18 protein-coding genes and 2 tRNA genes are annotated in these 23,122 nt (G+C 58.5%); 14 read left to right on the plus strand and 6 right to left on the minus strand.

Annotated features, from left to right (window positions below; translation table 11 throughout):
- Positions 1 to 60 precede the first annotated feature (60 nt).
- Positions 61 to 855 carry a TatD family hydrolase gene (locus tag BCF11_RS22505; RefSeq protein ID WP_098496712.1) on the plus strand — a complete coding sequence of 265 codons (795 nt, stop codon included), beginning with the start codon at positions 61 to 63 and terminating at the stop codon, positions 853 to 855.
- Positions 848 to 1,531, plus strand: coding sequence for an ankyrin repeat domain-containing protein (locus tag BCF11_RS22510; protein WP_098496713.1), 684 nt, complete (start codon positions 848 to 850; stop codon positions 1,529 to 1,531). Before BCF11_RS22505 ends, BCF11_RS22510 begins: the two co-directional genes overlap by 8 nt.
- A gap of 15 nt (positions 1,532 to 1,546) precedes the next feature.
- On the opposite strand, the gene BCF11_RS22515 is transcribed toward BCF11_RS22510, so the two are convergent.
- From BCF11_RS22515 to hpnC, 4 genes are all read right to left on the minus strand, one after another.
- The gene (locus tag BCF11_RS22515; protein ID WP_098496714.1) at positions 1,547 to 2,677 is read right to left on the minus strand and encodes an alpha-hydroxy acid oxidase; all 1,131 of its coding nucleotides are present in this window, start codon (positions 2,675 to 2,677) and stop codon (positions 1,547 to 1,549) included.
- A gap of 115 nt (positions 2,678 to 2,792) precedes the next feature.
- Entirely contained in the window at positions 2,793 to 4,139 is a 1,347-nt protein-coding gene (gene hpnE / locus BCF11_RS22520) for a hydroxysqualene dehydroxylase HpnE (protein ID WP_098496715.1), read from the minus strand.
- A gap of 35 nt (positions 4,140 to 4,174) precedes the next feature.
- A complete protein-coding gene (hpnD, locus tag BCF11_RS22525; protein WP_098497654.1) occupies positions 4,175 to 5,008 on the minus strand; it encodes a presqualene diphosphate synthase HpnD in 834 nt (277 codons plus the stop codon).
- A gap of 125 nt (positions 5,009 to 5,133) precedes the next feature.
- On the minus strand, positions 5,134 to 5,946 hold the full coding sequence (hpnC, locus tag BCF11_RS22530; RefSeq protein ID WP_098496716.1) for a squalene synthase HpnC: 813 nt from the start codon (positions 5,944 to 5,946) through the stop codon (positions 5,134 to 5,136).
- Positions 5,947 to 6,181: 235 nt separating this feature from the next.
- Between hpnC and BCF11_RS22535 the strand changes: the two genes are divergently transcribed.
- The 11 genes from BCF11_RS22535 (at position 6,182) to BCF11_RS22585 (ending at position 20,625) form a co-directional block, all read left to right on the plus strand.
- A complete protein-coding gene (locus BCF11_RS22535; RefSeq protein ID WP_233212599.1) occupies positions 6,182 to 7,384 on the plus strand; it encodes an efflux RND transporter periplasmic adaptor subunit in 1,203 nt (400 codons plus the stop codon).
- A complete protein-coding gene (locus BCF11_RS22540) occupies positions 7,381 to 10,476 on the plus strand; it encodes an efflux RND transporter permease subunit (RefSeq protein WP_098496718.1) in 3,096 nt (1,031 codons plus the stop codon). The genes BCF11_RS22535 and BCF11_RS22540 overlap by 4 nt, the downstream gene beginning before the upstream one ends.
- A 139-nt stretch (positions 10,477 to 10,615) precedes the next feature.
- Positions 10,616 to 10,702, plus strand: a tRNA-Leu gene (locus tag BCF11_RS22545).
- 155 nt (positions 10,703 to 10,857) lie between these two features.
- Positions 10,858 to 11,355 carry a CreA family protein gene (locus BCF11_RS22550; protein ID WP_098496719.1) on the plus strand — a complete coding sequence of 166 codons (498 nt, stop codon included), beginning with the start codon at positions 10,858 to 10,860 and terminating at the stop codon, positions 11,353 to 11,355.
- A gap of 190 nt (positions 11,356 to 11,545) precedes the next feature.
- A complete protein-coding gene (gene tig, locus BCF11_RS22555; RefSeq protein WP_098496720.1) occupies positions 11,546 to 12,898 on the plus strand; it encodes a trigger factor in 1,353 nt (450 codons plus the stop codon).
- Between the two features lie 82 nt (positions 12,899 to 12,980).
- Positions 12,981 to 13,607, plus strand: a complete 627-nt coding sequence (gene clpP / locus BCF11_RS22560) for an ATP-dependent Clp endopeptidase proteolytic subunit ClpP (RefSeq protein ID WP_092412075.1) — start codon at positions 12,981 to 12,983, stop codon at positions 13,605 to 13,607.
- 170 nt (positions 13,608 to 13,777) lie between these two features.
- Positions 13,778 to 15,046: an ATP-dependent Clp protease ATP-binding subunit ClpX gene (clpX, locus tag BCF11_RS22565; protein WP_061941512.1), complete on the plus strand. Its 1,269-nt coding sequence runs from the start codon at positions 13,778 to 13,780 to the stop codon at positions 15,044 to 15,046.
- Between the two features lie 332 nt (positions 15,047 to 15,378).
- A complete protein-coding gene (gene lon / locus BCF11_RS22570) occupies positions 15,379 to 17,793 on the plus strand; it encodes an endopeptidase La (RefSeq protein WP_098496721.1) in 2,415 nt (804 codons plus the stop codon).
- 295 nt (positions 17,794 to 18,088) lie between these two features.
- Positions 18,089 to 18,361 (plus strand): HU family DNA-binding protein, encoded by a 273-nt coding sequence (locus tag BCF11_RS22575; RefSeq protein ID WP_062114624.1) that lies wholly within the window; start codon positions 18,089 to 18,091, stop codon positions 18,359 to 18,361.
- A gap of 118 nt (positions 18,362 to 18,479) precedes the next feature.
- Positions 18,480 to 18,556, plus strand: a tRNA-Asp gene (locus tag BCF11_RS22580).
- A gap of 134 nt (positions 18,557 to 18,690) precedes the next feature.
- The gene (locus BCF11_RS22585) at positions 18,691 to 20,625 is read left to right on the plus strand and encodes a SurA N-terminal domain-containing protein (protein ID WP_098496722.1); all 1,935 of its coding nucleotides are present in this window, start codon (positions 18,691 to 18,693) and stop codon (positions 20,623 to 20,625) included.
- A 97-nt stretch (positions 20,626 to 20,722) separates the two neighbouring features.
- Here BCF11_RS22585 and BCF11_RS22590 read toward each other — a convergent pair whose 3' ends face one another.
- A complete protein-coding gene (locus BCF11_RS22590; RefSeq protein ID WP_098496723.1) occupies positions 20,723 to 21,478 on the minus strand; it encodes a carbonic anhydrase in 756 nt (251 codons plus the stop codon).
- A 199-nt stretch (positions 21,479 to 21,677) separates the two neighbouring features.
- The gene (locus tag BCF11_RS22595; protein WP_233212600.1) at positions 21,678 to 22,316 is read right to left on the minus strand and encodes an arylesterase; all 639 of its coding nucleotides are present in this window, start codon (positions 22,314 to 22,316) and stop codon (positions 21,678 to 21,680) included.
- Between the two features lie 52 nt (positions 22,317 to 22,368).
- On the opposite strand from BCF11_RS22595, the gene BCF11_RS22600 reads away from it, so the two are divergent.
- Positions 22,369 to 23,118 (plus strand): ABC transporter ATP-binding protein, encoded by a 750-nt coding sequence (locus BCF11_RS22600; protein WP_098496725.1) that lies wholly within the window; start codon positions 22,369 to 22,371, stop codon positions 23,116 to 23,118.
- Positions 23,119 to 23,122 lie beyond the last annotated feature (4 nt).

A 23,122-nucleotide genomic window follows, 5' to 3' on the forward strand; every position in this document is an offset into this window, starting at 1 on the left:
ATGTGCCCACTCTACGCTCCCGTTATTGATGATGGGCGTGCAAGCGATATAATCCTGTCCATGTATATCGATTCCCATTGCCATATCAATTTTCCGGAACTGTCCGCCAGGATGCCGGAAATCCTCGCCAAGATGGCGCAAAACCAGGTCACCCATGCATTGTGCGTATCGGTCGATCTGCCGGATTTCCCGCAGGTGCTGGCGCTGGCCGAGACCTATCCGCATATCTATGCCTCGGTCGGCGTGCATCCCGATTATGAAGATACGCCGGAACCCAGCGTCGACGACCTGATCCGCCTGTCCGACCATCCGAAGATCATCGCCATCGGCGAAACCGGCCTCGACTATTACCGCCTGCAGGGCGACCTGGAATGGCAGCGCGAGCGCTTCCGCCGCCATATCCGCGCTTCGCGCGCCACCGGCAAGCCGCTCATCATCCACACCCGTGCTGCCTCGGCAGACACCATCCGCATCATGCAGGAAGAGGGCGCCGGCACCGATGCCGGCGGCGCCGGCGGCGTCATGCATTGCTTTACCGAGTCGCTGGCGGTAGCCGAAGCGGCGATCGCCATGGGTTTCTATATTTCCTTTTCCGGCATCGTCACCTTCAAGAGCGCCAAGGAGTTGCAGGCGGTGGCGCTGGCCGTGCCTCTGAGCAGCACCTTGATCGAAACCGATTCGCCCTACCTGGCGCCGGTGCCGCATCGAGGCAAGATGAACGAGCCGGGCTGGGTCATGCATGTCGGCGAATTCCTGGCCAATCTGAAGGGTGTGCCGGCGAGCCAGGTGGCGCAGCAAACCACCGATAATTTTTTCAATTTGTTCAAGCTGGCAAAGGATCAGGCGCATGTTTAATTTACTCAATCGCATGCATAATCGTGCGCGCTTTTCAGCCTTGCTGCTGCTGTCGGCGCTGGCATTTTTGCCGCCCGTGAGCCAGGCCAGCAATGCCGACGATTACTTCAAGGCAGCGCAGCTGGACGATGAGCGCAGCATGAAGGCGCTGCTGGCCGCGGGCGTCAATCCCAACCTGGCGAAGAAAGAGCGCGGCGAAACCGGGCTGATGATAGCTGTGCGCGAGGATTCTAAGAAAGTGTTCAATGTCTTGCTCAATGCGCGCGGCATCGATCTCAACCTGCGCGCGCGCAACGGCGACACGGCTTTGATGATTGCTTCCTACAAAGGCGACGTGGCGACAGTCAAGGCCCTGCTGGACAAGGAGGCCGAACCTAACAATACCGGCTGGACTGCGCTGCATTATGCGGCGGCGATCGGTAATAATGAAATCGTGCAGATGCTGCTGGATGCGTCTGCCTATATCGACGCCGGCTCACCCAATAATACGACGCCGATCATGATGGCTGCGCGCGCCGGCAAGATCGAAACCGTCAAGCTACTGCTCGACAGCGGCGCCGACGTCACCCTGAAAAACGATGTCGGAATGAATGCGATCGACCTGGCCAAGAAGTTCGATCACGACGATATCGCCGAAGGCTTGACGCAGCGCCTGCAAAAGGCCGGCAAGCTTTAAGGGATTACCCGCAGTTCAGCTCAGGATCTGCGGTCCCACATCCTTGATATCCCTGGTGCCGGTCAGGGCCATGCTGACATCGAGTTCCTGCTGCAGGATCTGCAACATGCGGGTCACGCCGGCTTCGCCCATGGCGCCGAGGCTGTAGAGGAAAGCGCGGCCGATCATGGTGCCCTTGGCGCCGAGCGCCACCGCTTTCAAGACATCCTGGCCGCTGCGGATGCCGCCGTCGAACCAGACTTCGATCTGGTCGCCGACCGCGTCGACGATCGCCGGCAAGGCTGAAATCGACGAGACCGCGCCATCTAGCTGGCGGCCGCCGTGATTACTGACGACGATGGCGTCGGCGCCGGTGGTGGCGGCGATCTTGGCGTCTTCCACATCCAGAATCCCTTTCAGGATCAGCTTGCCGCCCCATTGCTCCTTGATCCAGGCGATATCATCCCAGCACAAGGTCGGATCGAACTGGCTGGCAGTCCATTTACTCAGGGTCATGATGCCGTCGGCGTCGGAGACATGGCCGGCCAGGTTGCCGAAGGACTTGCGGCCACTGAGCGCGCGCAGGGCCCAGCCGGGTTTGCTGGCGAGATCGAGCAGGTTGGCGATGGTCATCTTGGGCGGCACCGACATGCCGTTCTTCAGGTCCTTGTGGCGCTGGCCGAGGATCTGCAGATCCAGCGTCAGCACCAGCGCCGAACACTTGGCGGCCTTGGCGCGTTCGATCAGCGACTTGATGAAGCCGCGGTCGCGCATCACGTACAGCTGGAACCAGAACGGCTTGGTGGTCACGCTGGCGACGTCTTCGATGGAGCAGATGCTCATGGTCGACAGGGTAAATGGAATGCCGAATTTTTCGGCCGCGATGGCGCCCAGCATTTCGCCGTTGGCCCATTGCATGCCGGTCAGTCCGGTCGGCGCAATCGCCACCGGCATGGTTACGTCCTCGCCAATCATGCTGCTGCGGGTAGAGCGCTGGTCGACGTTGATGGCGACCCGCTGGCGCAATTTCAGGGCCGCGAGGTCGGTGCTGTTGGCGCGATAGGTGCTTTCAGTATAGGAGCCGCTGTCGGCGTAGTCGTAGAATGCCTTGGGGACGCGTTTCTTGGCCAGCAGGCGCAGATCTTCAACGCAGGTGATGACAGACATGGGACTCTCCAAAAATCTGATATTTATAGTGTGCCGCTATCTTAGATGAAAAGAATGCATCCGCAATGCAATTCAATTGATGCCTGACATGAAGCTTTTTCAAGTGGCCAGGATGTCAACGCAGCTGCAGCAGCAATTCCTTTGCCGCCTGCTGGCCGCTGCGCACCGCCGATTCCAGGGTCGCAGGATAGTCGCTGGCGATGTAGTCGCCTGCCAGCATCAGCCGTTCCAGGCCGCTGTCGTTGGCCGGCCGCGCCAGACCCGGGGTGCAGGCGAAGGTGGCGCGTTTCTCTGAAATTACCTTGGTCCACAAGGGCTGCGCCAGCTGCGGCTGCTTGAATGCGGTGGCAATCTGGGTTGCGACCGCGCTGCCCAAAGCTTGATGGCCGTCTTGGATCGCTTCGGACGATGCGCTGATGACCACCGCCAGCAGGCCGGCCTGAGCCGGATCGAGCTGGCCGCGGTCAAACACGAATTGACCCCAGGCCGCGGCGCCGCTGGCGTTGGCCGGATCGTCGACCAGAGCGAAGAAGGGCTGTGGCAGGCGTGTGGCGCTGGCATATTGCAGATAGCAGGTGGTGATCGGTTCGTAGGCGAAACTGCGCAATGTGGCCAACAGCTCGGCACTGGCGCTGCCATCCAGCAGCGTGGCCGCGGTTTCCGGCGGCGTGGCGATGACCACGGCGTCGAAGTTCTGGCTGGCGTCGTTGCTTTGCAGCTGCCATTGCTGGCCGTCGCGCCGCACTTGCTTGACGCTGCGGCCGGACTCCAGGCTGCCGCCGCGTTCTTCAATGAAGGCTGCAGCCTGTTGCGGAAACAGGCTGCTCAGATCGCGCCGCGGCAGCAGCATGTCGGAAGCGCTTCTGCGGGCGCCCAGGCTGTCGCGCAGCACCGCCAGGAAGACCTGGGCCGAGGCGTGCTCGGGGCGGGTGTTGAGGGCGGCGATGCACAAGGGGCGCCACATCAGCTGGATCAGGCGGTCTGTCTGGTCGAAGCGTTCCAGCAGGGTGCTGACGCTGCAATCGTCGTTCAGGCGCCAGTCCATCCAGCGCGCGGCCGAGGAAAAGCGCGCCAGCGCCAGCTTGTCTTCACGTTGCAGTCCACTGGCGCGCCACAGCGCCACCAGCAGATGCAAGGGCGCCGGCAGGCGTGGTGCTGTAAAGGTCATGCCGCCGCTGCCGGCCGGGTAGTTCATCTGTAGCGGCAGGCGCAGCATGGCTTGTTCCGGAGCTATGCCGACCTTGCGCATCATCTGCAAACTTTGCTTGTAGGCGCCGAGCAGGATGTGCTGGCCATTGTCGAGCACGATGTCGTCGATGTCGACCCGGCGCGCGCGGCCGCCCAGCTGGCGGCTGGCTTCGAACAAGGCAACCTGGTGGCCGGCTTGCGTCAGTTCGACGGCTGCGGTGCAGCCGGCCCAGCCGGCGCCGATCACTGCAATATGCTGCGCTTGGACGGTCATCTCAAGAAATGGAAAAGAGGGAGGACGGGATCAATTTAGCCGCGCACATAAGTCTTCCACGCCAGCCACAATTTACGGATAGGGGTCAGCGAAATGCGCTGGTTCAGCACATGGAAACCGTCGCGTTCGATCTCGCTCAGCAGGGCGCGGTAGATCGCCGCCATCATCAAGCCGGGGCGCTGGGCGCGGCGGTCTTGCTTCGGCAGCAGGGTAAAAGCCTCATCGTAGGCTTGCTGGGCGCGCGCTACCTGGAAGCGCATCAGGTTGACGAAGTTCTCGCTGTAGCGGGCGTTGAGGATATCGGCGGCGGTGACATTGAACTGCTGCAGCTCGTTCACCGGCAAATAAATGCGGCCTTTGCGGCCGTCTTCGCCGACGTCGCGGATGATGTTGGTGAGCTGGAAAGCGAGGCCGAGCTTTTCGGCGAACTGCAGGGTTTGCGGCTGGCTTACGCCGAAGATGCTGGCCGAGAGGATGCCGACCACGCCGGCCACATGCCAGCAGTATTGCTTGAGGCCGGGGTAGTCCAGATAGCGGGTCTGGTTCAAATCCATTTCCATGCCGTCGATGATCGCTTGCAGGTGCTTGCCTTCCAGTCCATAGGTCAGCAGATGCGGTTGCAGCGCCTGGGTCACCGGGTGTGATGCATTGCCGGCCAGCATGGCGGCGATTTCCTTGCGCCACCACATGAGCTTGCTGCGCGCCACGCTTTCGTCGGTGCATTCATCGACGGTGTCGTCCACTTCGCGGCAAAACGCGTACAGGGCAGTAATGGCGCGGCGACGCTCGACCGGCAGGAACAGGAAGCTGTAGTAGAAACTGGAACCGCTTTGGGCGGCTTTTTGCTGGCAGTAATCGTCTGGGGACATGGATATAGAACGGTAATGAGCGGTAATGAATACTTGGATATTCTTGGCTGCGGACAGCTTGAAAACAACTTGTCCGAAGTATACGTAAGAAATGCTGCTTGCTTGCTGATTTTTATCGATTTTTGTTATGCCATGCGCAAGGCGCGCCAAGCCAGCAGCAGCCAGTCGGCTTTCCCCAGCTTCGGCCGCTGGCGGAACATATCGTATTGCGCTGCTTCCAGCATTTCCAGGATGCGCAAGCCGCCTTGCACCACTAGCCGCAGCTCCCAGCCGATCCGCCCCGGCAGCCGCAGCGCCAGGCCCTGGGCGCCCGTCATCATGGTGCGTGCGCGTTGTACTTCGAATTCCATCAGGCGGCGCCAGGCAAGGTCGCAGGCGCCGCTGGCGAGCTGCGCCTGCGACACGCCGAAGTGCTGCATGTCTTCCAGCGGCAGGTAAATCCGCGCCTTGTCCCAGTCGATGGCGACGTCTTGCCAAAAATTAATCAGCTGCAGCGCCGAGCAGATCGCATCCGAATCGCGCAGGTTTTGTTCGCTGGCCGCACCATATAAATGCAACATCAGCACGCCGACCGGGTTGGCCGAGCGGCGGCAATAGTCAAGCAGGTCGATAAACTGGTCGTAGCGGGTGGTGACCACATCCTGTTTGAAGGCGGACAGCAGGTCGCGAAACGGCGCCAGCGGCAAGCGATATGCCATGATGACCTCCTGCAGCGCCTTGAATAGCGGGCTTTCGGCCGCTTGCTGCTGTTCTATCCGGTCCAGCGCGGCTTCATAGGCGCCCAGTTCTCGCAAACGCTGCTCAGGGCTGGCGTCGCCTTCATCGGCAATGTCGTCGGCGCTGCGAGCAAAGGCATAGATGGCCTTGACCGCGGGGCGCAAGCGAGCCGGCAAGAGTATTGATGCTACCGGGAAATTTTCGTAATGGTTAGTAGACATGAGGCGCAGGCCGGTAAAACATTGATTAAAAAGATACTTTCATGCCTGTTGTCGACAGGCGCAAAAAAGCCTTGAGCAAAATTGATCGCTCGCAATTATAATTACTGACTTTGGAGTTAGTAATTTTTGAAGGCGGGATGAAAGCTGTAGCAGCAGCCCGCCTTTCTATATATAGCAATGTGTCCTGATGGCAATGCGCAAACCGACAACAGCCCAGAATAGTAAAGGAAAAAACGTGTCGACCTTGATAAATCCGCGTTCTCTCGCCCCTGCCCATGGCTTGATGAGTGCCCGCCGGCGTGTTCCCCGGCTATTGCTTGTTTATACATTATTCTTGCTGGCGGCTTGCTCCAAGGCGCCGGAAAAGGCCGAGGATATCCGCCCGGTGCGCGTGACCGTACTGAATCCGGCCAACGCCGACGTCACTTCCGAGCTTCCAGGCGCAGTGCAGGCGCGCTATGAATCGCAGCTGGGTTTTCGTGTCGGCGGCAAGATCATCGCTCGCCAGGTAGACCTCGGCGCAGTGGTCAAGCGCGGCCAGGTGCTGATGCGGCTGGATCCGAAGGATTTGCAGCTGGCGCAGGCGCAGGCGGTGGCGGCGGTGACCTCCGCCGCCAGCAACCGCGATACCGCCAAGGCCGACTTGAAGCGCTATCAGGAGTTGCGCGACAAGAATTTCGTCAGCCAGGCGGTGCTGGATGCGAAAGACACCGCTTTCAAGGCGGCGCAAGCGACTTATGACCAGGCCGAGGCGGCGTTCAAGGGGCAGCTGAATCAAACCGCCTATGCCACCCTGGAATCCGATGTCGATGGCGTGGTGACCGCCATCAGTGCGGAAGCCGGGCAGGTGGTGGCGGCCGGCACGCCGGTGGTCAGCGTGGCGCGCCAGGGCGCCAAGGAAGTAGTGGTGGGGGCGCCGGAAAACCAGGTCGATCAGTTGCGTCGCAGCAGCGACGTCCAGGTGCGCCTGTGGGCCGATCCCAAGCAACTGATTCGCGGCACGGTGCGTGAAGTGTCGCCGATCGCCGATCCGGTGACGCGCACCTATGCCATCAAGATTGCGATTCCTGACGATACGCCCAACGTCAAGCTGGGCATGACGGCCTATGCCTCGTTCATCAGCAAGACCAGCGACGACGCCATCAAGGTGCCGCTCACCGCGCTGCTGCGGGTGCAGGACCACAGCGTGGTGTGGGTGGTCGAGGGCGGCAGCGTGCATCAGGTGCGCCAGGTGCCGGTGGAAATCACTGGCCAGCACGGCAATGAAGTTTGGATCCAGGGCGGGCTGAAGGCTGGCCAGCAGGTGGTCACGGCAGGCGTGAATCAATTGAAGCCTGGCCAGAAAGTCACCATCCTGAACGCGCCGGAAGCCAGCCTGCCAGCCGCCAAGACAGCGGCTGCCGGCGCCGCTGCCGCTGTCAGCGGAGCGGCCCGATGAGCGACGGCAAAAAGGGTGGTTTCAATCTCTCGCGCTGGGCGCTTGAGCATATTCCGCTGACGCGCTACTTGATGGTGGTGCTGGTGATCGGCGGCATCCTGAGTTACGGCCGGCTGGGGCAGGACGAAGACCCGCCGTTTACTTTCCGCGCCATGGTGGTGTCGGCGCAATGGCCGGGCGCCACTGCCTTGCAGATGGCTGACCAGGTGACCGACAAGCTGGAAAAGAAGCTGCAGGAAACGCCGCATATAGACACCATCCGCAGCTATTCCAAGCCGGGCGAAACGCTGATCATCCTGACCTTGCAGGAATCCGCCACGCCCAAGGATACGGTGGACGCCTGGTATCAGGTGCGCAAGAAGGTCGGCGACATCAAGCTGACTTTGCCGCAGGGCGTGCTGGGGCCATTCTTCAACGATGAGTTCGGCGAAACCTACGGTTCCATCTTCGCAGTGTCCGGCGACGGTTTCAATTATGCCGATGTCAAGGATTACGCCGACTTCGTGCGCCAGCAGCTGCTGACCTTGCAGTCGGTCGCCAAGGTGGATTTGTTCGGCGTGCAGGATGAAAAGATCTTCATTGAATTTTCGCAGAAAAAATTCTCCCAGCTGGGCATCTCGGCGCAAGACATCGTCAACCAGCTGAGTGCGCAGAACGCCCTGCAAGCCAATGGCATATTGGTGACTGCCAGTGACAACCTGCAGATCCGCGTCAGCGGCGCGCTGGCCTCGCCCAAGGACCTGGAAAACCTGCAGCTGCGGGCCAATAACACCACCTTCCGGCTGGGCGATTTCGCCGCTATCAAGCGCGAGTACATCGATCCGCCGTCGCAGAAGATGCGCTACAACGGCAAGGAAGTGATCGGGCTCGGGGTCTCGATGGTGAAGGGCGGCGACATCATTGCGCTGGGCAAGGACATGGCGCGCATCACCGCGGAAATCAAGGCCAAGCTGCCGGTCGGCATTAACCTGGAGCGGGTCTCCAACCAGCCGAAAATCGTCGCCGAATCGGTCGATGAATTCCTCAAGACTTTGATGGAAGCGGTGCTGATCGTGCTGGCGGTGAGTTTTCTTTCGCTCGGATTCCATACCAAGCCGTTCCGCATCGATATCTGGCCGGGCCTGGTGGTGGCGTTGACGATCCCGCTAGTGCTGGCGGTGACCTTCCTGTTCATGCGCATCTTCAGCATCGACCTGCACAAGATCTCGCTGGGCGCGCTGATCATCGCCCTCGGCCTGCTGGTCGACGATGCCATCATCGCGGTGGAAATGATGGTGCGCAAGATGGAGGAGGGCTTGTCGCGGCTGGAAGCGGCGACCTTTGCCTACACCTCGACCGCGATGCCGATGCTGACCGGCACTCTGATCACCGCCGCCGGCTTCCTGCCGATCGGCCTGGCGAAGTCGGCTGCCGGCGAATACACGTTTTCAATGTTTTCGGTGAATGCGCTGGCGCTGCTGATTTCCTGGCTGGTGGCGGTGCTGTTCACGCCGTATATCGGCTATCTGCTGCTGAAGGTCAAGCCTGCCGCCGGCGCCGACGGCCATCACGAACTGTTCAACACGCCGTTCTATTCACGCGTGCGGCGCGCCGTCAACTGGTGCGTCGAGTGGCGCAAGACCACCATCGCGCTGACGCTGATGGTGTTTGCGCTGGGCGTGTTCGGCTTTAAGTTCATCGAGGAGCAGTTCTTCCCCGATTCCAGCCGGCCGGAACTGATGATCGAACTGTGGCTGCCGGAAGGCTCGTCCTTTGCCGCCACCGAAGCGCAGGCCAAGAAATTCGAGGCGTTTATCCACAACGCGCCGGAGCTGGAAAGCATGACCACCTATGTCGGCAGCGGCAGTCCGCGCTTTTACCTGCCGCTCGACCAGATCCTGCCGCAGACCAATGTGGCGCAGCTGGTGCTGCTGACCAAGGACCTGGCCTCGCGCGATGCCTTGCGCCTGAAGATCACTGACGCCTTCAAGCGCGGTTTCCCCGAAGTGCGTGGCAGGGTCAAGTTGCTGCCGAGCGGACCGCCGGTACCGTATGCGGTGCAGTTCCGCGTCAGCGGCACCGATGCCACCAAGGTCAGGGCGATTGCCGACCAGGTCAAGAGCGTGATGAACGGCAATCCGAACATCATCGGCCTGAACGACAACTGGAATGAATCGGTCAAGGTGCTGCGGGTCGATCTGGACCAGGATAAATTGCGTACGCTGGGGATAGGTTCGCAAACCGTGATGCAGACCGTCAACACTCTGCTGACCGGCAGCACCATCGGCCAGTATCGCGAGCACGATCGCCTGATCGACATCGTGGTGCGCCAGCCGCTGGACGAGCGCGCCACCATCGACGCCTTGAACCAGGCCAATATCCCGACCGCCAGCGGCAAGTCGGTGCCGCTGGCGCAGGTCGCCACGGTCAAGCTGGTATGGGAGCCGGGGGTGGTCTGGCGCGAGTGGCGCAACTGGGCGATTACCGTGCAGGCCGATGTCATCGACGGCGTGCAAGGGCCGACCGTGACCGACCAGATCAATCCGCAGCTGGACAAGATCCGGGCGCAGCTGCCGCCGGGCTATGTGATCGATATCGCCGGCGCCGCCCACGATGCCGGCAAGGCGCAGGATTCGATCGCCGCCAATGTGCCGCTGGTGATTTTCATCATCTTTACTTTGCTGATGCTGCAATTGCATAGCTTTTCGCGTTCGCTGCTGGTGTTCCTGACCGGGCCGCTGGGGATTGCCGGCGCCGCTGCCGCGCTGCTGATCCTGCACCGGCCGTTCGGCTTCGTCGCCCAGCTCGGGGTGATCGCGCTGTTCGGCATGATCATCCGCAACTCGGTGATCCTGATCGACCAGATCGAGCACGATATCGCCAGTGGCGTGGCGCCCTGGGATGCGATTGTCGAATCGGCGGTGCGTCGTTGCCGGCCTATCATGCTGACCGCGGCGGCGGCCGTGCTGGCCATGATCCCCTTGTCGCACTCGGTGTTCTGGGGGCCGATGGCGGTAGCCATCATGGGCGGCCTGATTGTCGCTACCGGACTGACCCTGCTGTTTTTGCCGGCTTTGTATGCGGCCTGGTTCCGGGTCAAGAAACCGCAGTAGTGAAAGGATACCCGGGGATGCCCGCGAGGGCAGAATTTTGTCAGGAAAACAGTCATGCCCCTCGCCATATCGGGCAGCTTGCAGTAGAATAGCGGGCTGCCCGATATTGCTGAACAGTGTCGGGTGGCGTGAAGTAAATGCGACCGTGGCGAAATTGGTAGACGCAACAGGTTTAGGTCCTGTCGAGAGCAATCTTGTGGAGGTTCGAGTCCTCTCGGTCGCACCAGCTCTGTCGGTATTCAATTACCGCCTGGCTGAATATTCAAGAACCCTCAGCCGAGGGTTTTTTTACGTCCCTGTATTTTGTATCGGGGCCAGGTAAAAAAGCGGGCGCTTCGGCATACAATCGGATTTTTCGAATTTTTCTTTCTTGGAATAACTATGCCTACAACATCCCGCTGCCTGGCGGCCTTGCTTGGTTTTGCTGCCGTTGCCGCAGCTTCGGCGCCGGTGCAGGCCGCATCTGAGCAGGTCGGCGAGGTCAGCACCGCCTTTCGCTGGGTCGGCCGCAATGACCGGGTCGTGGTGGAGGCTTACGACGATCCCAAGGTGCAGGGCGTGACCTGTTATGTGTCACGCGCCCGCACCGGCGGCGTCAAGGGCACGGTGGGCCTGGCGGAAGACCGGGCCGAGGCTTCGATCGCCTGCCGCCAGGTTGCCGCTACGGTGCAATTCACCGGCAAATTGCCGTTGCAGGAAGATGTATTCACCGAGCGCATGTCGATATTGTTCAAGCGTCTACATATTGTGCGCCTGGTCGATCCGAAGCGAAATACGCTGGTTTATCTTACCTATTCGGATAAGCTGGTGGATGGTAGTCCGCAAAACAGCGTGACCGCCGTGCCGGTGCCGGCCAGCAGCCCGATTCCGCTGAAATAAGCTGGCCTGGCCGGCTTTTGCCGCCTAAATAGCTCGCTTATATAGGCGCGTGGCGATGCGTTTTGGCGCAACCGCCTGTTTTACGTATAGAATATCGGACTTTAGCGCGACGGGGTTGGGGTGAAAATGACAACATTTAACCTGATTACCCTGGTCGCACCACGGAATTTTTAATTTTTGGACGATCCACATGGCAACTGCAGTCGAAACTCTGGATAAACTTGAACGCCGCCTTACCCTCACTATCGCGATCAGCGAAGTGCAAACCGAAGTCGAGAAACGCCTGAAGGTTCGCGCTCGCACCGCTAAAGCTCCTGGCTTCCGCCCAGGTAAAGTGCCGATGAAGATGGTCGCCGCACAATACGGCTATCAGGTGGAAACTGAAGTGTTGAACGACAAGGTCGGCAATGCTTTCAACACTGCAGCCAACGAAAACAATCTGCGCGTCGCCGGCTATCCGAAGATCGAGCCAAAGAATAGCGAAGGCGTGGCTGAAGGCACGCTGGCCTTCGATGCTACTTTCGAAATCTACCCTGAAGTCAAGATCGGCGATCTGACCGCAGTTGAAGTCGAGCGCACCAAGGCTGAAGTCAGCGATGCGGAAATCGACAAGACCATCGACATCCTGCGCAAGCAGCGCGTGCACTACCACGTCAAGGGCGAGCAAGGCGCGCACGGCGATGGCGGCAGCGACCTGACAGCCAAGAACGGCGACCGCGTGACGGTCGACTTCGTCGGCAAGATCGACGGCGTTGAATTCCAGGGCGGCAAGGCTGATGACTACGCTTACGTTCTGGGCGAAGGCCGCATGCTGCCTGAGTTCGAAGCCGCGACCATCGGTCTGAAAGTCGGCGAAGCCAAGACTTTCGAACTGGCTTTCCCTGCGGATTACCACGGCAAGGATGTGGCCGGCAAGACTGCCGAGTTCACCATCACCCTGAAAAAGCTGGAATGGGCGCACCTGCCGGAAGTCGACGCGGAATTCGCCAAGACCCTGGGCATCGACGACGGCGACCTGACCAAGATGCGCGCTGACATCAAGCTCAACCTGGAGCGTGAAGTCGGTTCCCGCGTCAAGGCCAAGAACAAAGACAGCGTGATGGATGCGCTGATCAAGGTCAGCGAACTGGAAGTGCCTAAGGCGCTGGTTGACCAGGACGTCGAGCGTCTGGTCGAAATGACACGCCAGGACATGGCGCAACGCGGCATGAAGGTCAATGACATGCCTTTCCCGCCTGAGCTGTTCACAGCGCAAGCCGAGCGTCGCGTCCGCCTGGGCCTGATCCTGGCCGAAGTGGTCAAGGAAAACAAATTGCAAGCAACACCAGAGCAGGTCAAGGCGCAAGTCGAAGACTTTGCTCAGAGCTACGAAGACCCGCAACAAGTCCTGAAGTATTATTTCAGCGATCGTCGCCGTCTGGCAGAGGTCGAAGCCCTTGTTTTGGAAGAAAACGTCGTTAACTACGTGTTGGGCAAATCGAAAGTGACTGACAAGTCGGTTGCATTCGATGAATTGATGAGCAACAACGGGCAACAGGCTTAATCAGCCTGCGTAACCGCCGCCGGCTAAGCTGGCGGCGGTCAGTGGATTGATTAGGTTTTGAGCGCTCTCCATAAGGAATACTATGACAGGCTTTAATCGTAATTCGGCACTGGATACTGACATGCTCGGCATGGTGCCTATCGTGATTGAGCAAAGCGGCCGCGGTGAGCGGTCGTACGATATTTATTCGCGTTTATTGCGCGAGCGCGTGATTTTCCTGGTGGGCCCGGTCAATGACCAGACCGCCAATCTGATCGTGGCGCAGTTGCTGTTCCTGGAAAGCGAAAATCCTGACAAGGACATTTCGCTGTACATCAATTCCCCTGGCGGCTCGGTTTCAGCCGGCATGGCGATTTTCGACACCATGCAGTTCATCAAGCCGGATGTATCGACGCTGTGCACCGGGATGGCTGCTTCGATGGGTGCTTTCCTGCTGGCCGCCGGCGCCAAGGGCAAGCGTTTCTCGTTGCCGAACTCGCGCATCATGATTCACCAGCCTCTGGGCGGCGCTCAAGGGCAGGCTTCGGATATCGAAATCCAGGCGCGTGAAATCCTGTATCTGCGCGAGCGCCTGAATGGCATCCTGGCCGACAAGACCGGCAGGACCATCGAGCAGATCAGCAAGGATACGGATCGGGACAACTTCATGTCGGCGGATGCCGCCGTGGAATATGGTCTGATTGATAAAGTCCTGGCGACGCGCGCTTGATTACTGCGTAATTGAAGGAATTGCTGAGCGCCCGGCCATAAGGTACGGGCGTTTTGCTTTTCAAAAATGGCCTGCGCGTGACGAATCTTGATTTCGCGGGTAATATAAAATCAATGTTCGTCATGTGCCCCCTTAATGCGCCACTCTAGTTTTAATTAAATACTGCCTTTATGCCTGATAAAAAATCTTCCAGCGGCGAAAAACTGCTTTACTGCTCCTTTTGCGGCAAAAGCCAGCATGAGGTGAAAAAACTCATCGCCGGGCCATCGGTATTCATCTGCGATGAATGTATCGATCTCTGCAATGACATCATTACCGATGAAGCTTCGAACGTCGAAACGCTGGATGGTCAGAAATCGGAATTGCCGACCCCGCAGGAAATCAGCGAGCTGCTCGACCAGTACGTGATCGGCCAGGAGCCGGCCAAGCGTATCTTGTCGGTGGCGGTATATAACCACTACAAGCGTCTCAAGCATCTCGGCAAGAAGGACGACATCGAGCTGGCCAAGAGCAACATCCTGCTGGTAGGTCCGACCGGTTCCGGCAAGACCTTGCTGGCGCAGACGCTGGCGCGCATGCTGAACGTGCCTTTCGTGATTGCCGATGCGACTACCCTGACCGAAGCCGGTTATGTCGGCGAGGACGTCGAGAACATCATCCAGAAGTTGCTGCAGAACTGCAATTACGAAGTCGACAAGGCGCAGCGCGGCATCGTGTATATCGATGAAATCGACAAGATCTCGCGCAAGTCCGACAACCCGTCGATCACCCGCGATGTCTCGGGCGAGGGCGTGCAGCAGGCCTTGCTGAAGCTGATCGAAGGCACCATGGCGTCGGTGCCGCCGCAGGGCGGCCGCAAGCATCCGAACCAGGACTTCGTGCAGATCGACACCACCAATATCCTGTTCATCTGCGGCGGCGCCTTCGACGGCCTGACGAAGATCATTTCCGAGCGTTCGGAAAAGAGCGGCATTGGTTTTTCGGCAAATGTGAAGAGCCAGAGCCAGCGTACTTCCAGCGAAGTCTTGCTGGATGCCGAGCCTGAGGATCTGACGCGTTTCGGCCTGATCCCCGAATTGGTCGGCCGTTTGCCGGTGATCGCTACCTTGGCGGAGCTGAACGAAGCCGCCCTGATCGAGATCCTGATCGCGCCGAAGAACGCGCTGGTCAAGCAATATTCGAAACTGCTGCAGATGGAAGGTGCAGAGCTGGAAATCCGTCCTGCCGCCTTGCAAGCCATCGCCAAGCGTGCGCTGGCCCGTAAAACCGGCGCCCGCGGCCTGCGTTCGATCCTGGAGCACGTCTTGCTCGACGTTATGTACGATTTGCCAAGCCAGCAGAACGTTGCCAAGGTGGTGGTCGATGAAAATACTGTCAACAGCGGCGCCAAGCCCTTATTGATTTACCATGAACAGCCAAAGGTCTCCGGCGCCAAGTAAGCGCCAGGGTTCCGCAGGCGCTGGCCGCAGCCGATTCGGGTCGGCCGGCGCCAGGCGGGCAAAACCGGCAGATTTGTAAAGCCTTGTAAAAAGCAGGGGTTTAAGCAGGTTTTTGAGCCAAAAGTAGTACAATTTCCCAAAATATACGATTTGGCTTCAATCGCAAAGCCACCCGAAGTCAGCTTCGCGTGTGGCTTTTTTATTTGCCCGCGCATAAACCGGGGGCTTTCTTGAAAGTCCTCGTAGAAGTGGTGATTTATTGTTGAAACTGGGGCTTGAGTTTCGGCCACTCGTGCCAACATCATTAGTAAGTTTTTTTGATAAGGCTCGCCATGACGACTTCTACATTTACTGAACAGACTCAGTTGCCTCTCTTGCCTTTGCGGGATGTGGTTGTATTTCCGCATATGGTGATCCCATTGTTCGTCGGTCGCCCTAAATCCATCAAGGCCCTGGAAGCCGCCATGGAGCAGGGCAAGAGCATCATGCTGGCAGCGCAGAAAGCCGCCGCCAAGGATGAGCCGTCGCCGGACGACATCTATGAAATCGGCTGCGTCGCCAACATCCTGCAAATGCTGAAACTGCCTGACGGCACCGTCAAGGTATTGGTGGAGGGTGCGCAGCGCGCCCGCATCCATCACATCAGCGAACTCGACACGCATTTCGTTGCCGACCTGACGCCGCTGGAATCCGAGCTGGGCGACGAGGCTGAGGTGGAAGCGATGCGTCGCGCCATCGTCCAGCAGTTCGACCAGTACGTCAAACTCAACAAGAAAATCCCGCCAGAGATCTTGACTTCGCTGTCCGGTATCGATGACGCCGGCCGCCTGGCCGACACCATCGCCGCCCACTTGCCGCTGAAGCTGGAGCAAAAGCAGGTGATCCTGGAAATCTTCAATATCGCCAAGCGCTACGAGCACCTGCTGGGCCAGCTCGAAGGCGAGCTGGACATCCTGCAGGTGGAAAAGCGCATCCGCGGCCGCGTCAAGCGCCAGATGGAAAAATCGCAGCGCGAATACTATCTGAACGAGCAGGTCAAGGCGATCCAGAAGGAATTGGGCGAAGGCGAAGAAGGCGCGGATCTGGAAGAGCTGGAAAAGAAGATCCTGGCTGCCAAGATGCCTAAGGAAGCGCTGGAAAAAGCCCAGAGCGAACTGAAGAAGCTGAAGCTGATGTCGCCGATGTCGGCCGAGGCGACCGTGGTGCGTAACTACATCGATACGCTGGTCGGTTTGCCGTGGAAGAAAAAATCCAAGGTCAACAACGAGCTCGGTAACGCTGAAAAAGTTCTGGAAGGCGATCACTATGGCCTGGACAAGGTCAAGGAACGCATCCTGGAATACCTCGCCGTGCAACAGCGCGTCGACAAGCTGAAAGCGCCGATCCTGTGTTTCGTCGGTCCTCCAGGCGTGGGTAAAACCTCGCTGGGGCAATCGATCGCCCGCGCCACCAACCGCAAATTCGTGCGCATGGCTTTGGGCGGCGTGCGCGACGAGGCTGAGATCCGCGGCCATCGCCGTACCTACATCGGTTCGATGCCTGGCAAGATCCTGCAAAGCCTGACCAAGGTCGGAGTGCGCAACCCGTTGTTCCTGCTGGACGAGATCGACAAGCTCGGCATGGATTTCCGCGGCGATCCGTCTTCGGCCCTGCTGGAAGTGCTGGATCCTGAACAGAACCATACATTCTCGGATCACTACATCGAAGTCGATTTCGACTTGTCGGATGTGATGTTCGTGGCGACCTCGAATTCCTTCAACATTCCGCCGGCATTGCTGGACCGGATGGAAGTGATCCGCTTGTCCGGCTACACCGAAGATGAAAAGACCAACATCGCGCAACGCTACCTGCTGCCTAAGCAAATCAAGAACAACGGTTTGAAGGCAGAAGAAATCAGCGTCGCCGAAGGCGCGATCCGCGACATCATTCGTTACTACACGCGTGAAGCCGGGGTGCGTTCGCTGGAACGTGAAATCTCCAAGATCTGCCGCAAGGTGGTCAAGCTGCTGCTGTTGAAGAAGCAAGAAAAGAAAGTGGCCGTCACCTCCAAGAACATCGACAAGTTCCTCGGTGTGCGGCGCTTCGACTACGGCGTGGCCGAGAAAGAAAACCAGATCGGCCAGGTAGTCGGCCTGGCGTGGACTGAAGTCGGCGGCGAATTGCTGACCATTGAAGCGGTCAAGATGCCTGGCAAGGGCGCCATCATCCGTACCGGCACCTTGGGCGACGTGATGAAGGAGTCGATCGAGGCAGCCCGTACCGTGATGCGCAGCCGCGCAGCGAAGCTGGGCATCAAGGGCGAGGCTTTTGAAAAGAGCGATATCCACATCCACGTGCCAGAAGGCGCGACACCGAAAGACGGACCTTCGGCCGGGGTCGGCATGACCACCGCGCTGGTGTCTATCTTTACCGGCATTCCGGTGCGCGCCGACGTGGCGATGACGGGTGAAATCACCTTGCGCGGCGAAGTCTTGCCGATTGGCGGCTTGAAAGAAAAGCTGCTGGCGGCGCATCGCGGCGGCATCAAGACGGTATTGATTCCAGAGCAGAACGTGAAGGACTTGGCCGAGATTCCGGACAACGTCAAGAACAAGCTGGAAATCGTGCCGGTGCGCTGGATCGACAAGGTGCTGGAAATTGCCCTGGAGCGTCAGCCGGTGCCGTTGACCGAAGAAGAAGCAGTGCTAGATGCGGCCACGGTCGGCAAGACCGGCGAGAAGAGCGACCCTAGCGTAGTCAAGCACTAAGACTCGCTAAGCTGTTGAATTCACGGTCTTAATTTCCGTGATTTAAAAAAGCGTCCGCAAGGGCGCTTTTTTTATGCGCGCATTCATTCAGTGTTGAATCTATCAAGTTTGTAAAATCAAGTTAAACCCACCCCATAATCCCGGGAAGGCGCTTGACACAAGGCTTTGCGGCTTGTTTAATACCAGCTTGCAGATTTTTTCTGCACTCCGCCCGCGATGTTTTCGCAGCCGATGCCAGCTTCGCTTGCATCCCGAAAACCGCATCTCGAATTTCCATTCATATGAGGGGACCTAAGTGAATAAAACCGAATTGATCGATCATATTGCCAAGTCGGCAGACATTTCCAAGGCGGCGTCCACACGCGCGCTCGACGCGATGATCGCGGCAGTAAAAACCACGCTGAAGAAGAACGGCAGCGTGACGCTGGTTGGTTTCGGCACCTTTTCCGTGGGTAAGCGCGCGGCCCGCACCGGCCGTAATCCACGCACCGGAGAAGCAATCAAGATCAAGGCAGCGAAAGTTCCTAAATTTAAGCCTGGCAAAGCTTTGAAAGATGCTGTAAACTAGCGTTCTTTGGCGTGGTGACAAACGCCAAAATGTTCGACCGGCTGGATTGTCGTATTTTTTACGATGTGGTTGAGCAGGAAAGTGCGAATTTGTTTTATAAGATTTGCGAGCAGTTTTAGGAGTGGTAGTTCAGCTGGTTAGAATACCGGCCTGTCACGCCGGGGGTCGCGGGTTCGAGTCCCGTCCACTCCGCCAAAATACAAGAAAGGCGAACGAAAGTTCGCCTTTTTTCTTATGTGCATTTGATTTATATTGTTGCCTCATATGAAGTATTCCTATATGTTGCAGCTTTATTTATTTATTAGCCGCTTGATCTCGATTGGCCGACCATGTTTGAATTTGTCCGTACCCATCAGCGCTTGATGCAGTTCTTGCTGCTGCTATTGATCATCCCTTCCTTTGCTCTAGTCGGTCTGCAAAGCTACAGCAGCTTTGGCGACGGCGCCAACACGGTAGCGAAAGTCGCCGGCCAGCCGATCACCCAGCAAGAGCTGGATGGCGCCTTGCGCCAGCAGATGGAGCGCATGCGCCAGGCGTTTGGCGACCGTTTCGATCCGAAAATGATGGAAACTCCGGAAGCCAAGCAGGGCGTGCTGGATAACCTGATTTCGCAACGGGTGCTGGCGGCAACTGCCAACAGCGAGCATTTGACAGTCACAGATCCGGCCATACAGCAAATCATCCTTAGCCAGTTTTCAAACCTGGTTGGAGCGGACGGAAAATTCGACAGCAAGGCATTTGATCAACTGCTGGCAATGCAGGGCATGACGCAGGTTTCCTACGCTGCCCGCTTGCGCCAGGATATGGCCATGCAGCAGCTGAACGGCGCTGTGCAGTCGACCGCATTCACACCGAAGACCGTCGCCACCCGCTTGTCTGATATCAACGATCAGGAGCGCGAGGTGCAGGAACTGTCGTTCAAGGCCGCCGATTATGCTGCCCAGGTCAAGGTCACGGACGCCATGCTGCAAGACTATTACAGCAAGAATCCGAAGGAATTCGAGATTCCTGAGCAGATCAAGGCTGAATACGTGATGCTCGACAGCGCCGCCGTGGCAAGCCAGATCACGGTCAGCGATGCCGATATCAAATCCTATTACGATCAGAACGTCAGCCGCTATACCGAGGCGGAAGAACGCCGCGCCAGCCATATCCTGGTCGCGCTGAAAAAAGACGCGCCGGCCGCAGAGCAAGCTGCAGCCAAGGCCAAGGCGGAAAGTCTGTTGGCGGAAGTACGCAAGACGCCGGCCGATTTTGCGAAAGTCGCCAAGGCGAATTCGCAGGATACCGCTTCCGCTGAACTGGGCGGCGATCTCGGCTATTTCAGCGCCGGCAGCATGGTCAAGCCTTTCGAGGATGCTGCAAGCAAGCTGAAGCAAGGCGAGATCAGCGACCTGGTGCAATCCGATTTCGGCTATCACATCATTGAATTGACCGGCATCAAGCCAGCCAAGGTCAAGCCGCTGGATGAAGTCAAGACGGAAATCGCCGGTGAAATCAAGAAGCAGCTGGCGGCACGCAAATTCACTGAAATGGCTGAAGCCTTCAGCAATACCGTGTATGAGCAAGCGGACAGCCTGAAGGCAGTTGCCGACAAATTGCATCTGCAAATCCAGACCGCGGCGAATCTGGGCCGCCAGCCTAATCCTGCTGCCGCGCCTACCGCTCCGTACAATAATCAGAAATTCCTGACTGCCCTGTATGCCGACGAGGCGCTGAAGAACAAGCACAACACCGAGGCTATCGAAATTGCCCCGAGCACCTTTATCGCCGGCCACGTCCTCGAATACAAGGCTGTGACCAAGCGGCCGTTTGAAGAAGTCCAGGCGGTCATCCGCGACAAGGTGACGCGCACTGAAGAAGCCGCGCTGGCCAAGAAAGCCGGCGAAGAGAAGCTGGCCGCCTTGAAGGCGCTGGACAACGCAAGCGGTTTCGCTGCCGCGCAAACCGTATCGCGCAGCAAGAACCAGGGCGTCAATCCGCTGGCGTTTGAAGCAGTGATGAAGGCTGACGCCAATAAACTGCCGGCCTATGTCGGCGTCACCCTGCCGCAGCAAGGCTACGTCCTGTATCGCATCGGCAAGGTCGGGCAGCCGGCTGCCCAGGATCAGGCTCGCCGCACCGCAGAACAGGAACAGATCACCGGCATCCTGGCGCAGCAGGAAATGCTGGCTTACGTGGACGTCTTGAAAGAGAAAGCCAAGGTCAAGATCCTCAAGCCGATAGTAGTAGCGCCGGTTGACGGCGACGGCAGCAGCAAGTAAAGCCAGGAGCTGCGAGTGGAATAGGAAAAGCCCGTGCAACGCAAGTTGCACGGGCTTTTTGCATATCTGCGCGGACGGCAGGACTTAAGCGTGGAAACTATTCTTCGCTGATCTGGCGCCCATTCAATTTTTGCAGCGGCCTATGATTGTCGTGGAAGATCGCCTTGAATGCGGTAATCTGTTGCCTTGACATGGCAATCGGCTGCTCCAGCACGATCCAGTTGACCGATTCGGAGCAGGGCGGCGTGGTGAGGGAGCCGGAGTAGACCAGGGCTTTTTTATCGTTCGGCAGCAAGGCTGCGATATCGACTTGTGCCTGCCGTCCAGCTGTTGCCTGGGTTGCCGGCAGATCGGCAAAGACCGGTTCCAGCGCCGGATTTTCTTCACCTTCCTGGATGAAGATGCCGACCACGGTGATCTGGTCGCTGCTGCTTTTGTTCACCAGGTGGAGTTCCATGGGATAGGATTTTCCATCCAGGGTATGCTCGCTGGGCGTGTGGAAATGAAATTGATCCAGCTTGTACGTTTCGCCTTTGAAAACCACGGTGTCGTTGGCGTCGCTGACATTGGCCTGGATAGTGTGGCCGTTATTCAACAGGGCGACGCGGCCGGCCTCGTAGTGGATCGTAAAATCTTTGCTGGCTACGCGTTCGGCGCTGGCCTCGGACAAGGCAATCGGCGATTGCCGTTGGCCCGAACGGCAGACGGCATTTTCTGGAACGCCGTCGGCCCAGTGAGTCGGATCGGCTTTTCCCGCGTACGACCAGTGCACGCCGGTTTCGCTTGAGAAAGCCGATGTCATTGCGCTTGCCAGCAGGCCGCCGGCAAGCGCGGATGTGAGAAATCTTTTCATGGTTTGCTCTAAGAAATGGAAGGGGACTGCGATCGAGCTGGATCACAGCAAGCCATATTCTAAGAAAAGAGCTCTTGCAAATATGTAGGATTAATCCCATGAGCGGCAAGGGTTTTTCTGGAAATCTCTCGATGCGGGCCTGGCGAGGGCCTTGGTGCCGGCGTTTGATCGCCCCCAGTGCAAGGAGCCAGGCCTGATGCTATTTCGCCAGCAGCGGCTTCAATCCAGACCAGACGTTATTCAAGATGATCGGATGCGCCTGGGCAAGCGGGTGGATCCGGTCCGCCTGGAACATGTCCGTTTTGTCGGCGACGCCGTCCAGCAGAAAGGGCACCAGCGGCACCTTGGTTTGTTTCGCCACTGTCGCATACTGCGAAAAGAATTTTTCGGTGTAGTCGCGGCCGTAATTCGGCGGAATCCGCATGCCAACCAGCAGCACCCTCGACTTTGCTTGCTGCGCTGCGCTGATCATGGCCTTCAGGTTGCTTTCGGTAGCGCTCAGCTGCAGGCCGCGCAAGGCATCGTTGCCGCCCAGCTCGATGATGACGATGTCAGGCTTTTGCTGCAGCAAAGCCGGCAGGCGCGTCTTGCCGCCGCTGGTGGTCTCGCCGCTGATGCTGGCATTGGTGATGGTGGCGTCGATTTTTTCCGCCCGCAGCCGCTGCTGCAGCAACGCCACCCAGCCGCTGCCGCGCGCCAGTCCGTATTCGGCGGAAAGGCTGTCGCCTAACACCAGGATCGATTTTGATGCAGAATAGGCATTGTTCGTCCATACTAGAGCCAGCAGCCCAAGCAGCAAGAGTGCCCGCCGCGAACTGCTGGCGATCTTGCCGGTCATACGTTCAATCCGTTTCTGACAACCATTCCCCAACCCGGAGTCGATAATCTGCATGCCTCAGTCCTCTTCTGTTAATCCTGCAACGGTCAGTGCCAGGGCGCCTGCCATCGATGTCCAGCACTTGAGCAAGCGGGTCGCCGACGCCAGCGGCGAGCTGGTGATTCTTGATGATATCAATTTTAACGTCCAGGGCGGCACCACGCTGGCGATTGTCGGCGCCTCGGGTTCCGGCAAATCGACTTTGCTGGGCTTGCTGGCTGGCCTGGATACGCCGTCCGCGGGCACGGTGCGCATTGACGGCAGCGATATTTTTTCGCTGGACGAAGACGGCCGCGCCGGATTGCGCAAGGAAAAACTTGGGTTCGTGTTCCAGTCTTTCCAGTTGCTGAGCCATCTGAGCGCGCTGGAAAACGTCATGCTGCCGCTCGAACTGCGTGGCGACAAAGATGCGCGGCAAAAGGCGCAAGCCAAGCTGGAGCGGGTTGGCCTGGGCAGTCGTTTGCAGCATTATCCTAAATACCTGTCGGGCGGCGAACAGCAGCGGGTGGCGCTGGCGCGTGCTTTCGTCACCGAGCCGCCGCTGCTGTTTGCCGACGAGCCTACCGGCAGCCTTGACGCTGCTACCGGCGATGCGGTGATCCAACTGATGTTCGATCTGAACCAGGAACGCGGCTCTACCTTGGTGCTGGTGACGCACGATGCCTCGATTGCCGAGCTGTGCCGCCAGACCATTACCATCGCTGCCGGACGTTTGCTGCGGCCAGGCGATACGGCGGCGACAGATAAGCAAATATTTCAGTAAGCCC

The organism is Collimonas sp. PA-H2 (genome assembly GCF_002564105.1).
GTDB lineage: Bacteria > Pseudomonadota > Gammaproteobacteria > Burkholderiales > Burkholderiaceae_D > Collimonas.